This window comes from Aminobacter sp. Piv2-1 (assembly GCF_037625995.1).
Taxonomy (GTDB): Bacteria; Pseudomonadota; Alphaproteobacteria; order Rhizobiales; family Rhizobiaceae; genus Aminobacter.
Genome location: NZ_JARKMU010000017.1, coordinates 1 through 12,788, shown reverse-complemented (window position 1 = coordinate 12,788; position 12,788 = coordinate 1). Strand labels below are relative to the sequence as shown.

At 59.5% G+C, this 12,788-nt stretch carries 9 protein-coding genes and 1 pseudogene; 7 read left to right on the top strand and 3 right to left on the bottom strand.

Annotation, left to right across the window (positions count from 1 at the left end):
* The first annotated feature begins 3 nt into the window (after positions 1-3).
* From betA to AmiPiv_RS23665, 3 genes are all read left to right on the top strand, one after another.
* The gene (gene betA, locus AmiPiv_RS23675; protein ID WP_340041506.1) at positions 4-1,686 is read left to right on the top strand and encodes a choline dehydrogenase; all 1,683 of its coding nucleotides are present in this window, start codon (positions 4-6) and stop codon (positions 1,684-1,686) included.
* A 685-nt stretch (positions 1,687-2,371) separates the two neighbouring features.
* A complete protein-coding gene (locus tag AmiPiv_RS23670; RefSeq protein WP_340041505.1) occupies positions 2,372-3,310 on the top strand; it encodes a LysR substrate-binding domain-containing protein in 939 nt (312 codons plus the stop codon).
* 209 nt (positions 3,311-3,519) lie between these two features.
* Positions 3,520-4,950 (top strand): aldehyde dehydrogenase family protein, encoded by a 1,431-nt coding sequence (locus tag AmiPiv_RS23665; protein ID WP_340041504.1) that lies wholly within the window; start codon positions 3,520-3,522, stop codon positions 4,948-4,950.
* A 334-nt stretch (positions 4,951-5,284) separates the two neighbouring features.
* Here the strand turns inward: AmiPiv_RS23665 and betI are convergent, their stop codons facing one another.
* From betI to AmiPiv_RS23650, 3 genes are all read right to left on the bottom strand, one after another.
* Positions 5,285-5,911 (bottom strand): transcriptional regulator BetI, encoded by a 627-nt coding sequence (betI, locus tag AmiPiv_RS23660; RefSeq protein ID WP_340041503.1) that lies wholly within the window; start codon positions 5,909-5,911, stop codon positions 5,285-5,287.
* A 294-nt stretch (positions 5,912-6,205) separates the two neighbouring features.
* The gene (locus AmiPiv_RS23655) at positions 6,206-7,396 is read right to left on the bottom strand and encodes an aminomethyltransferase family protein (RefSeq protein ID WP_340041502.1); all 1,191 of its coding nucleotides are present in this window, start codon (positions 7,394-7,396) and stop codon (positions 6,206-6,208) included.
* A gap of 61 nt (positions 7,397-7,457) precedes the next feature.
* Positions 7,458-8,369, bottom strand: a complete 912-nt coding sequence (locus AmiPiv_RS23650) for a methylenetetrahydrofolate reductase (RefSeq protein WP_340041500.1) — start codon at positions 8,367-8,369, stop codon at positions 7,458-7,460.
* A 449-nt stretch (positions 8,370-8,818) separates the two neighbouring features.
* On the opposite strand from AmiPiv_RS23650, the gene AmiPiv_RS23645 reads away from it, so the two are divergent.
* From AmiPiv_RS23645 to AmiPiv_RS23630, 4 genes and pseudogenes are all read left to right on the top strand, one after another.
* Positions 8,819-10,432, top strand: coding sequence for an APC family permease (locus tag AmiPiv_RS23645; protein WP_340041498.1), 1,614 nt, complete (start codon positions 8,819-8,821; stop codon positions 10,430-10,432).
* 154 nt (positions 10,433-10,586) lie between these two features.
* Positions 10,587-11,633: a GlxA family transcriptional regulator gene (locus tag AmiPiv_RS23640; protein WP_340041496.1), complete on the top strand. Its 1,047-nt coding sequence runs from the start codon at positions 10,587-10,589 to the stop codon at positions 11,631-11,633.
* Positions 11,634-12,074: 441 nt separating this feature from the next.
* Positions 12,075-12,281 (top strand): protein-disulfide reductase DsbD domain-containing protein, encoded by a 207-nt coding sequence (locus AmiPiv_RS23635; protein WP_340041494.1) that lies wholly within the window; start codon positions 12,075-12,077, stop codon positions 12,279-12,281.
* A 399-nt stretch (positions 12,282-12,680) separates the two neighbouring features.
* A pseudogene (locus AmiPiv_RS23630) lies at positions 12,681-12,788 on the top strand (IS630 family transposase); the annotation flags it as partial.

The window sequence follows — 12,788 nt, the reverse complement described above, 5'->3', positions numbered from 1 at the left end:
GAGATGGAAGAGTACGATTACATCGTTGTCGGAGCCGGATCGGCTGGATCGGTGTTGGCACGGCGCCTGTCGGAAAATCCGGACACAAAAGTTCTGATCCTCGAGCACGGCGGATGGGACAATTCCGTGTTCATCCAGATGCCATCGGCGCTGTCCATCCCCATGAACATGGAACGGTTCGACTGGGGGTTCCATACCGAACCCGAACCGGGGCTGGCCAGACGACGCATTCACCAAGCGAGAGGAAAGGTGATCGGTGGGTCGTCATCGATCAACGGCATGGTCTGGGTTCGGGGCAATGCAGCTGACTTCGAGAGCTGGCATGAGGGCGGCGCGACGGGATGGTCTTACAAAGACGTCCTACCCTATTTTCGTCGAGCCGAGCATAATGTGCGGGGTGCAGACGCCTATCGCAGTCAAAATGGCGAGCAGCATGTCTCTCGTGCGCTCATGAGCAACCCGCTTTATGGCGCCTTTATCGAGGCCGGACGGCAGGCGGGCTATCCCGTCGGCGCCGATTACAACGGCTACATGCAAGAGGGGTTCGCCATCATGGACATGTCGATCAAAGATGGCGTGCGATGGTCAACGGCCAACAGCTATCTCAAACCCAGCCTGAAACGGCCCAATCTTCGGCTTGTGACCCATGCGCTGACGCACAAGATCTTGCTCGATGGACGCCGTGCGGTGGGCGTCGAATATTCACGCGGCGAAGGTGAAACGATGCGGGCGAAGGCCCGGCGGGAAGTCATTGTCTCCGCGGGGCCGATCAATTCGCCAAAGCTTCTCATGCTGTCCGGCATCGGTCCTGCCCAGGACTTGCAGCAGCTCGGCCTCCCAGTCGTCCATCACCTGCCGGGCGTGGGTGCCAATCTACACGATCATCTCGAAATCTGGATGCAACAGGAATGCACGCAGCCCATATCGCTCAACGGAGTACTGAACCCGGTGAGCAAAGCCTGGATCGGTTTGCAATGGCTGCTGTTTAAAACCGGGCTGGGGGCCTCCAATCACTTGGAAGCCAATGGGCATATCAGGAGCCGCGCCGGAATTCCCTATCCAGACATCCAGTATCACTTGCTGGGCGGCGCCATCGCCTATGACGGTTCGTCCTCATTCAAGGGCCATGGATTTCAGGCGCATGTCATTCCCGGAAAACCCAAGAGCAGGGGCCAGCTGAAATTGAAATCGCGAGATCCCCGCGAAGCCCCAAGTTTGTTTTTCAACTATCTTCACGACGAGTATGACAGGCAGGTGTTCCGTGACGGGATTCGGCTTACCCGTGAGATCTTTGCCCAGCCGGCTTTCGACGCCTATCGCGGTCCCGAAATACTGCCTGGGCCGGATGTGCGCAGCGATGATGAAATGGACGATTTCGTCGCACGGAATGCGGCGACGGCCTATCATCCCTGCGGCACCTGCCAGATGGGTCGAGAGCCGATGGCCGTGGTCGATCCTGAAACACGTGTACATGGAATGGACGGGCTGCGCGTAATCGACAGTTCGATCATGCCATCGATCACCAACGGCAATCTCAACGCACCGACCATCATGATCGGTGAGAAGGGAGCCGATCATGTATTGGGCAAGGGGCTGCTATCCCCGATTGAGGTCGCGACCTATCAGGACCCAGGTTGGCGGCTGCAGCAGAGACCCGGCAAACCGGTGCGCACCGTGGCACTATGAATGGTCTAAGACTGTTCGAAATGCACTGACCGGATAACAGTGACATTTGTTTTGCCGAAGGGTGTCGCGGTGGTTTCGGATTACGTCTGCCATTCTCAATACTAGGGAGCTTTCGGTCGCCCGTTAGTGCAACCTCCACTTGAGGGCCGTCGCGCGAATTCGGTATGTACGCTTATTTCGGGCGTGATCTCGCGCAGTACATGGCGATCGAAACCTTGAGTGTCGGCACCCGCGATGGAGCCTTGTTGCGGTTGGACACGATCCACGAACTGCTCCGCTTTTCCTCCTGCCGATCGTCGATGTGACCGTCGCTACCGGGTTTGTCTCTACGTCGCGTTTCTCCGTAGGCCGGCACGAAAAGGCGACTGGGGACGACCTCGTGAAGGCTCGACCAGGCGAACGAGGCTTCTGAAAGATGAAAGCCTGTGCCGGTGGTTGCGCACATCGGCTGATCATTTAATGTGCCGAAAGGTGGCGAACGAAGTCGCAGTAACGGGAGGGTAGCTGGCTGTTTTCGGATGTGGAGGAATATCCGACGATGGAAGCTATATAGATGATATGCATCGCTTATTGAGATCCTTCCGCCTGGGACGTCACCATCAGGCTGGCCGGGTCTGCCGCCCGTCAAGCTCCCAATGTTGCGGCGCTAACAGACTCGCACATATGCGACCTACTGGGCGATATCATGAGTAACTGGCTCCCGTCCCTGCACGGTCTGCGCGCATTCGAGGCCGTGTCCCGGCACCTTAATTATCGGAAAGCAGCCCAGGAACTGCATGTGTCCCCTGGCGCGGCAAACCAGCTCGTTCGAAAACTGGAGGAGGCCATCGGCGGTCCGCTGCTGGAGAAAAAAGGGCGCAAGCTCGTACTCACAGCCACTGGTGTCGTCGGCCGCGAAGGCCTGTCGCTGCCGTTTCGTCAGATCGCGGATACGGTCGAGCGGATGCGGGCCATGAGTGGTCGCCAGCGTGTGGTAGCGTCCACTACGCCGTCGTTCGCCGCCTCTTGGCTAGTTCCAAGGCTCGAACGCTTCAAGGCAGCCAATCCGACTTTCGATGTGCTGATCGACTCAACGCCACAAATCGTCGATCTCGATCACGGCATAGCCGATGTGGGCATCCGGTTTGGTGTCAAAGATCATGGCCCGCTTCGATCTTATCGACTGTTCGATGAAGAGCTTTGCGCCTTTTGTAGCCCTCGGCTTGCAGAAGGCCCACCGCGTATCACGGAGCTGGAACATCTTGAACATGTCGAGCTGCTGCGCTGGGACCTCTCGCAATTCAGCTGGGCCGAAAATACGCGCAAGTGGAATTACTGGGAACACTGGCTTTCCAAGATGGGCGCGGAAAACATCCATCCGCGTGGCGGCATGCAGTTCAGCGACTATAATCTGGCAGTGCAGGCGGCGATTGCTGGCCAGGGCATGATCATCGGCAGTCGGCCGATCCTGCATGACTTGATTCAGGCTAACCTGCTGATTAACCCGTTTCAGCGCGGTGTGAAGACCGACATAGGCTATGATCTGGTGGTCAACGAACTGGCCCTAAAGCGCAACGAGGTGGCCGCTTTCGTAAAATGGGTGACAGCCGAAGCGAGCGGATCGTTGGCTGCATCTCCGCGCTGAGGGCAGCTCGAAGACAGCAGGGTTTCACGATTCTACCAGCCGGCAGAGCGGTCGCGCTTTGCTGAAGTGACTCTCCATTTTGTTGTCCGAACATATAGATTCCCTGAACGCCGGAGCGAGATTAAACGGTTTCTCCGTTCCGGCCCCTTACTATTTAATGCGACTACCGAATTCCAATGTTCAGGAGTCTGCTTATGATCCCCTCCACAATGCTGAAATTCTATATCAACGGCGATTGGGTCGATCCCGTTTCGAGGGATCGGCTGGCCGTCGAAAACCCAGCGACGGAGGAAATCCTTTGCGAGGTTGCGATGGGCAACCGTGAGGATGCCGACCGCGCTATTTTGGCTGCCCGTGCCGCTTTCAACGGCTGGACGTACACGCCTGTCAAGGAACGTATTGCGCTGGTGAAGCGGATTCTTGAAGTCTACGATGGCAGGCAGGAAGAGTTTGCGCAGGTCATGTCGGCCGAAATGGGTTCGCCGATCAGCTGGGCGCGGAATGCGCAGGCCTGGTCCGGAAAGGCGCATCTGGAGGCCGCGATCCAGGCTGCCGAGGAGATGGTCTGGGAACATAGTCGCGGTAAAACCCGGATCCTCTATGAGGGCATCGGTGTGTGTTCCATGATCACGCCCTGGAACTGGCCAGTTAACCAGATTGTTCTCAAGGTAGCGCCTGCTCTCCTCGCGGGTTGCACCATGGTGCTGAAACCCTCGGAAATTTCGCCAATATCTGGCACGCTTTTCGCGCAGGTCTGCCATGACGCGGGCGTGCCGGCCGGCGTGTTTAACCTCGTGCACGGATCTGGGCCTGAGGTTGGCGCGCGCATGTCGGAACATCCCGAAGTGGACATGGTGTCCTTTACTGGCTCGATCCGCGCCGGCACCGCCGTTGCCGCCGCCGCCGCACCCACGGTGAAGCGCGTGGCACAGGAACTGGGCGGCAAGAGCCCTAACATCATCCTGCCTGGCGCTGACCTGGCCACGGCCGTGGCCGGTGGCGTAACCGCTGTCATGTCGAATGCCGGCCAATCCTGCGACGCCCCGAGCCGGATGTTCGTGCCGCGTGATCGGCACGCCGAGGCGCTGAAGATTGCTAAGGAAGTCGCCGACGCGATCAAGGTTGGCGACCCCCGTGACGAGACGATGGCGATCGGGCCGCTTGTTTCGAAAATCCAGTTCGACAAGGTTCAGGCCTATATCCAGGCCGGGATTGACGAAGGCGCGACCCTCGTTGCCGGCGGCCTAGGCCGTCCCGACGGTCTCAAACGCGGCTGGTTCGTTCGCCCCACCGTTTTCGGCGACGTATTGCATACCATGACCATCTCGCGGGAGGAAATCTTCGGACCGGTTCTGGCAATTCAGCCCTATGACTCGGTCGAGGAGGCGATTGAGCAGGCCAATGACACCGTCTACGGCCTGGCCGCCTATATTGCCGGGCCGCACGAGGAAGCGAAGTCCATCGCCCGCCGCCTGCGGGTCGGGCACGTCTATCTCAACAACCCCTATCTGGGCGATCCGGACTGGGACCTCTTCGCACCCTATGGCGGCTACAAGCATTCTGGCAACGGGCGCGAATATGGCGGTTGGGGCATTCACGATTATTGTGAACTCAAAGCAGTCCTCTCATGGGGCGCCTGATTGCCAGGCGGCAGGAAGATTAGGCTGCCGCAAACACGCCGACCCACATATTGGCTCCGATCTCGCTGCGAGATCGGAGCGTTTCTTTTGGTTGGGCGTGCAGTGCTGGCGGGATATTTCTACCAGCTCATATGTAGGCCGTGGCGCATGCAGCGAAGGACCTAGCGAACCGTAGCCGACCCGTTCCCGAACCAGGAGCTATAGGTTTCTTTGTAAATGGTCGATTGGATTTGCCTTGGCTCTCTGCTCAGCACGAAGATATGTGCCGCGTCAAAACGAGGCTGAATGAGTTCGGAGGACCCATCATGGCCGGATCCGTCCAACAGCAAGGTGTTCACCCTGTCAGAGTTGTCCGCTCCGTGAGGTGGAGGTTCTTCTGCCAAGCAGTTTGAATACGGGCCTCGATGACTTGGAGTGCCATTCGATGGGCGCGGGCGACGTCGAATTCGCCCTGGCGATGCGCAAATTGCAGCCAGAACCCGTAGGACAGGCAGACGATGGTCTCGGCAATATCAGCGGCCTCTTCTTTCGACACCAGATCCTTCAGCGACCTGGCAAGGTACTTGCGCAATTGATAATCGCACAGGCGTTGCATGCGATCGAAAGCTGGATCGTAAGGGACGCGGCTCCAGAAATAGAGCCAAGCCGACACGGCCATGGGGGACACCTGCGAGGGCGCGAAATTGCCGTCGACGATCGCAACGATCTCGTCGATCGTGCTTTTGGCCTGCTTGCGCCGGTCGCGGACCTCCCGCAGCAGGCAGCCGACTAGATCCGACATTGTCTCGGCGATCAGCGCTTCCTTGGTCCCGAAATAGTGGGTGATGATGCTGGTGGCGACCCCTGCCTCGGTGGCGATTTTCTTGAGCGTCAGGTTATCGATGCCCTCGCGATGCAGCACCAGATAGGTGGCATCGATCAGCTGCTTCCGGCGAATGGGCGCCATGCCCAATTTTGGCATTTCAAATATTCCTCATGCGCAATCAGGTTGCGAAAGCATCTTGCGGTGCCTCGCAAAGCATAAAAGCCGTCGGATGCTGAAGCCTGCGGCATAATTTGGCAATACCCGGTTTCGGAACGCAGCTCCAGTGTGCGGCAGGCTACGACCTTCCCGCGTGGGTGGCGCTGCGCTCGGGACATGTGGTCTCGTGAATTTGAACTGCTGAAAAGACACGGACCGTGGGCAGCAGCTGCCGCCCACGGTCCGAAAATTGCAGGGATCGCCCGGAGCAACGTCCGGCCGACGCTTTCAAACTTACTCGGCCGCGTGCTGGACGGGGATGCTGGGCTCGAGCCCGCGCGGGATCTTCTTTTCCTTGTCGTAGAGCGGCATGTCGTCGAGCAGTGCGGCATGCGACTTGCCGTCCCGGCAGAGAACCTCGACCGCCGTGCCCGCGACCATGGACTTGTCGAGGCGGACGATGGCGACACCCTGCTTGAGATAGGGCGACCAGGCGCCGGCGGTGACGAAGCCGACCTTCTTGCCGCCGACCGAAACCGCGCCCAGGCGCAGCGGTTCACCGCCGGGGCATTTGAGGCCGACCACCCGGTTCGTGCCGCTTGCCTTGGCCAGCGCCGCCTTGCCGACGAAGTCGTCCTTTGTGAGGTCGACGAAGGCGCCGAGGCCGGCCTCGAACGGGGTCATCGTCTCGTCCATGTCCGAACCGCTGTTGAGAATTCCACCCTCGATGCGGCGGATGTCCATGGTGTCGAGCGCGCAGATTTCCATGCCGTGCGGCTTGCCGGCGGCAAGGAAACGCTCCCACATGGCCGCACCATCGAACTTGCCACCGTTCGGCAGCGTGTAGACTTCGAACCCCATCTCGTTGGTCCAGCCGGTGCGTGACAGGATGACCGGCTGTCCGCCGATCGTCGTCCTGGCCACGGCGAAGTACTTGAATTCGGCCGGCACGCCGGTATCGCTGAGCTTGGCAAGGATGTCGAGCGAGGCCGGGCCCTGGATCTGGGTGGCCCAGGAGTCAGGGTCGGAGATCTCCACATCAAGGTCCTGCGAATGGGCAATGAACCACGAGAAGACGGGGCCGTCAGCCTGGACGTACCAGTAATTGTCTTCCTCGAGGCGCATCAAGACGCCGTCGCACAGGATGGTACCGTTGGGGTAGCAGAGCAGGCCGTAGCCGGCGCGGCCCGGCTTCAGCTTGGCGCAGTCGCGGGTGAAGACGCGGTTGCAGAACTTGGCGGCATCCGGCCCCTTGATCTGGATCGGGCGCTCACCGGTATCGAACAGCCCGGCCTTGGTGCGCAGGGCCCAGTAACCGTCAAGGCGGTCGATCTTCTGCGACACCGGCATCAGCCGATTGTTGTAGACGCAGTACTTTGCGCCATTGGCGACATGGAAGCGAGAATAGGGGCTGCGGATGGTGCCATAGTCCCAGCCGGGTTCTTCATGGGCTGAAACGACAAGGCGCGTGAGATTGTCCGTCATGGGTTCCTCCTTTGATGACGACTTTGGTTTTTGGTGATTGGGCAGAAATGCCGGACTGAGGTCAGAGCGCCTCGGCCAGATCCCGCGGATCGTGCACCGCGCCTTGCGATCGCAAGACGCGAAGCCAATCGGCGGTCCGCTCGAAACTGCCAAACGGATAGAAGTGAACTGAGCGGAAGATTGGTCGCCCAGCCTTATGCACACCGCCGGCGAGGTCGAGCAGCGTGTCTTCGGGAGAGAAGGATGTCGCCAGTTTGAAGGCGCGACCGGCGTGGCGCGTCAGCATGCCGAGCGAAGCGCCAACACCGCAGTCCTTGGCGAAACGCATGAGCGTGGTGATCTTGGCGAGGCCAGGCAAACCGACGTCTACGGCGATCCCGGGCGCGGTCTTTTCGACAAAATCGGCATGCCAGGCAAACAGCTTGTCCGTGTCGAACAGAAACTGCGTGACAAGCGACACCTCCAGGCCGGCCTTGTCTGCATATTCGCACTTGTCGATCAGGGCGTTGCGCAGCTCGTCGCGGCTGACTGCGGGGTGGCCTTCAGGATGTCCAGCCAGACCGACAGCCTCGATGCCATGGCCTTCCAGCATGCCTGTCCTCAGCACATCCAACGAAGCGGCGTATGGGCCTTCAGGTCGCGAAACGTCACCACCAACCAACAGGACCTGCTTGACCGCGGCCCGTGCGGCGAGCTTGCCGAGGAACTCCCTAAGTTCATCATGGCTCGAGAAGCGCCGCGCGGGGATGTGTGGCACCGGCTCCATGCCTTGATGCCTGAGCTTTTCGGCAGCGTCGACGATCTCCGAGGTCGAGCCCGACGTGTAGGCAACGTAGACGCGCGTTCCCGCCGGAAGATGATCCCGAAGGTCGTCAAGTTTCTGCGTATCTTTCGGTAGAGCTTCTATGGAGAAGTTTCCGACGAGCGAGCTAACGGTCTCGTCGAGATCACTCCTCGTGACCGACAATTTCATTCCTTCCTCCCGTTATTCCACATGACGCCGAGCTGCGGAACATTTCCGCCATTGATCAACCATGTGGCGCCGTAAATAGTATGGAAATACGATAATATCAAGTGGCATTTTGGTTGCCGAGTGCGGCCGTTCATGACCGCGGTGACTGGGTTGCGACCGTCTGGAGCGCGCAGTCAGGAACCGAGTTAGAAAAATAAGCCATTATTATCAGTTAATTAGGTGGAGTGCCTTGCGGATCGCTCGCTCTCGTGGGGTTGTTGGCGATCGCCGACAAAAAAACTTTTCGCGCTTCCCCTTGAAAAAATCCATGCCGTGCCGCCCCTGATCTTCAGCATTCGCCTTGCTTTAATCGTAGCGCAATACTAATAAAAGCGCTGCCGACAGCCGTGAGGAGGGTTCACCGACCATGGCAATCAAAATGCCGGCGTAGCTCTGGGAGGAGAAAATCAATGACGGACATAGCTGTGTCGGTCCCCGCAAACCGGGACCACAAACTGATACGATCCCTGACCTGGGTTGACGCCTTTTGGGTCACCAGCGGCGTGCCGGCGCTGGTGCTGTTCACCATCGGGCCAATCGCTGCGACCGCAGGCAACATTTCAGTGGCGATCTGGACTGCCTCGATCGTCATCGGGTTCATCCAGGCCTTTACCTATGGCGAGATCGCCAGCCTGTTCCCGCACAAGTCGGGCGGGGCGTCGGTCTACGGAGCGATCGCGTGGGTGCGCTACAGCAAGCTGCTCGCGCCGATCTCGGTCTGGTGCAACTGGTTTGCCTGGTCGCCGGTTCTGGCAATCGGCGTCAGTCTCGGTGCCGGCTACATCCTCGGCGTCCTGTTTCCCGCCGACTCGGTGGTCAATACCTGGCAGATCACACTCGTCGATCTCGGATGGCTGCGCACAGGTCTGACGCTTCGCATCAACTCGACTTTCCTTTTGGGCTTCGTACTGATGCTGGTCGTCTTTGCGATTCAGCATCGCGGCATCCTGTCGACCGCAAAGCTGCAGAAGATTTTCGCCGTTTCGTCATTGCTGCCGCTGGTGCTGATCGGCATCGTCCCGCTCTTCACCGGCGACGTCGTGTCATCAAATTTCACGCCCTTCGTTCCGCTGACCCACGATGCGGGTGGCAACGTCGTCAACGGTGCTTGGAACTGGCCGGGCGTGGTGGTCGTCGCCGGCAGCATGTTGATGGCGGCGTGGTCGACATACGGCTTCGAGACGGCGGTCTGCTACACGCGCGAGTTCAAGAACCCTGCCGCCGACACCTTCAAGGCGCTGCTCTATTCAGGCCTTTTCTGCCTCGCCATCTTCATCCTCGTCCCGCTCGCATTCCAGGGCTCGCTCGGGCTCGACGGCATGCTCGCACCTGATATCTACAGCGGCATGGGCGTGGCCAAGGCGATGGCGGCGATGGTCCATGCCGGCGGCGTCATGACCAATGTCATCGTGGTGATGCTCGTCTGCACCTTGCTGCTGTCGATCATGACGGCGATGGCCGGCTCGTCGCGCACGCTGTATCAAGGTGCCGTCGACGGCTGGCTGCCGCGCTACCTCGACCATGTCAACGAACATGGAGCGCCCACCCGCGCGATGTGGACCGATCTCGGCTTCAACCTGATGCTGCTTCTGTTGTCGGACATCGTCTTCATCCTGGCGGCCTCCAATGTCGGCTACATCATTTTCATCTTCATGAACCTGAACTCCGGGTGGATTCATCGTATCGACCGCAGCAACTGGGAGCGTCCATTCCGGGCGCCCAACTGGCTGCTCGCGGCTGGCACCTTGCTCGGCTACGTCAACCTCGTCTTCCTCGGCATGGGTGCCGACGTCTGGGGCGAGGGGACACTGGTGACCGGACTGTTCTTCGCGTCGCTCATCCTGCCTGTCTTCGCGTTCCGTCACTACATCCAGGACAAGGGGCATTTTCCCGCTGCCATGAAAGAAGACATGCACCTGGGGCATGAAGAGGGGGTCGCCACCAAGGCCGGCATGCTGCCCTATCTGGCGCTTGCCGGCGCTGTTGTGGTCGTGGCGGTCTCCCATTGGCTGGCGACAATGTAATTGACTGTAGACGGACGAAAGCGTGCGCTTCGCTTTCGTTCAAAAAGGCTGGTGCGGGCGGAAATGGCCGCGCCAGCTGGCCCAAACGCGAAGCGCGAACAGGATCGCGCAAGCAGTCGCGTAGTGTCCGACTTTAACGCATCAGGAGAAACGCATGAACGCGCCGAACAAGCATGCGGCATTTTCCGCAGCAGTGCCGCTAAAGGACGCCAATGTCTCAGCCAAGCTTCCCGACCCGACGCCGCTGACGGAATTCGTTGTCCTGGTAATGCCTGGCTTTTCCCAGCTCTGCCTTGCGTCGTTTCTTGAGCCACTGCGGTTAGCCAATTCGCTGACGCGTTCCGCTGTCTTCGATTGGAAGATCATCAGCCTGGACGGCCGACCCGTTCGATGCGCGAGCGGTGTGTTGGTAGGGGTGGCCGGGCGACTTGAGGATGCAGCAAAAGACCTAGATACGAACGTCAGCCTGGTTATGTGCGCCGGCGAAAATGTCGAAAGGTTCGGCGGTGCCGCGTTGCGCAGTAGTCTACGCCAAATAGTGCGCGCCAGGACCCCAATCTACGCGCTCGGCACCGCAACGTGGTTGCTGGCAGATGCATCTGTCTTGCGCAACGCGCGCTGCACCATCCACTGGGGACGAATGGCCGCCCTCGCCGAAACGTTCGAAGATATTGCGGTCGATGATGCACTGTTTGTCCAAGATGGACACATCGTCACTTGTGCCGGAGAGTTCGCCGCCTTCGATCTCGCCATGGATTTGGTCCAGAAGCGGGCGGGCGCTGGCCTCGCTGGCAGCATCTGCCAGCATGTGGCTGCTGATCGGTGGCGTGACGGCGCCAGCTGCCAGTCAGTGCCGCCGGGCCTGCGCTACAGCGGGGCCGGAAAGCGGCTGTTGCCGATCATCAAGCTGATGGAAGCAAATCTGGAGGATCCGCTGTCGCTGCAGGACATCTCGCGCTGTGTAGCGATCTCGCGCCGGCAAATCGAGAGGCTTTTCGAACGCCATCTATCACGCACTCCCTTCCAGCACTATTTGGCCCTGCGATTGGCAAGGGCACGGCAGTTGATCGAACTTACTGACATGCCGATCATGGATGTGGCCGTGGCCTGCGGCTTCGTCTCGTCCTCGCATTTCTCGAAGACGTTTCGCGATCATCTCGGCGTGCTGCCGAGCGAGCTGCGAATGCTGGAACGGGCTTGAGTGGCAATCAGCTATCCGCTGGTGTTCAATTTCGCGACTGGTCGTAACGATCGGTGAAACCGGCCAGCGCTCATTCGATCTGGTGTGTAACGCCGAACTTGCCGGCACCGATCAATCCGACACGACGGGGCGTTCACGATCCCCACTCGCTGCAAGGAGAGTACAGAAGTTCAGTCCGAGCATTCGAACCTGTGGGAACCGTAAAAAGGGTGGGCGCCGCAAGGAGCATGCCTAACCAAATGGCATGATTATCGCAGTTGCGACAACTACCAGATAGGGAGGCCCGCCTATCAACCACAGGCGAGCTTTCTGCATTTCACCCCGGACGGATGTGAGACGGCGCACGGCCTACAGGGGCCGCTGACGTAGCCGGCATCCGCACTCTTAAGCGCCACTTACGCTGCGCCCGAAACCTTAGTCGAGACAGAAGGAGGTTGACGCATGCTGAAAACGATGATCGCCATGCCCACGGTGCTTTGCCAAATGGCTGGTGTCGCCAACGCAGCGCCCCAAGTGCCCCTGGAAGCCAGCCGGGCATTTGTGTTTGAAGCGTCCAGAGCAGGCGATGGCACGGCGCTGTCGTGGCAGGTCGCAGAAGAATATCATTTCTACCGCGACCGGTTCAGGGGTCACTATGGATGTCCCTAAGTGCTCGGAGAAGCGCGCAGCAAGCTGGTGGCGGACCGCCCGCCAGTGACTTGAGCTTAGGACGGCTGAGTGACGGCTCAGGGGCCGACTGCAGCCTGTCCGTTTCTGGCCAAGACACTGACAAAGCCGACGTTAGGCCAACGGCCTTATCCAGGCCGTCGAGTTGAATCCTGTCACGCCTTGAAAGTTGACACTGGAGCTGGCCAAGGGCTCTGGGAAAGCCGATGCACAATAGACGTGCTGAAGAGCCGTGAGATGTCGAATTCTTCGGCTTTGACATCCGTCGGATCGTCCTTGGCTTTCTAGTACACTTCTAGAGCGGCGGACGCTCAGATTGAATCAAGAGGGATTCCGTTGAGGCAACGTTGGTGATTCACTTCCGGCAGGAGGTGATTTGCGATGCCCAAGCCCTATTCGATGGATCTGCGGGAACGTGTTGTCGGTTATGTCGAGGCCGGCCGTTCACGCCGCGCGGCCGCGGCGCATTTTGGGGTGTCGGTTTCGTTC

Excerpts from the sequence above, each read along its gene's own strand:
- betA (WP_340041506.1), top strand. The coding sequence starts at position 4 with ATGGAAGAGTACGATTACATCGTTGTCGGAGCCGGATCGGCTGGATCG.
- AmiPiv_RS23670 (WP_340041505.1), top strand. The coding sequence starts at position 2,372 with ATGAGTAACTGGCTCCCGTCCCTGCACGGTCTGCGCGCATTCGAGGCC.
- AmiPiv_RS23665 (WP_340041504.1), top strand. The coding sequence starts at position 3,520 with ATGCTGAAATTCTATATCAACGGCGATTGGGTCGATCCCGTTTCGAGG.
- betI (WP_340041503.1), bottom strand. The coding sequence starts at position 5,911 with ATGCCAAAATTGGGCATGGCGCCCATTCGCCGGAAGCAGCTGATCGAT.
- AmiPiv_RS23655 (WP_340041502.1), bottom strand. The coding sequence starts at position 7,396 with ATGACGGACAATCTCACGCGCCTTGTCGTTTCAGCCCATGAAGAACCC.
- AmiPiv_RS23650 (WP_340041500.1), bottom strand. The coding sequence starts at position 8,369 with ATGAAATTGTCGGTCACGAGGAGTGATCTCGACGAGACCGTTAGCTCG.
- AmiPiv_RS23645 (WP_340041498.1), top strand. The coding sequence starts at position 8,819 with ATGACGGACATAGCTGTGTCGGTCCCCGCAAACCGGGACCACAAACTG.
- AmiPiv_RS23640 (WP_340041496.1), top strand. The coding sequence starts at position 10,587 with ATGAACGCGCCGAACAAGCATGCGGCATTTTCCGCAGCAGTGCCGCTA.
- AmiPiv_RS23635 (WP_340041494.1), top strand. The coding sequence starts at position 12,075 with ATGCTGAAAACGATGATCGCCATGCCCACGGTGCTTTGCCAAATGGCT.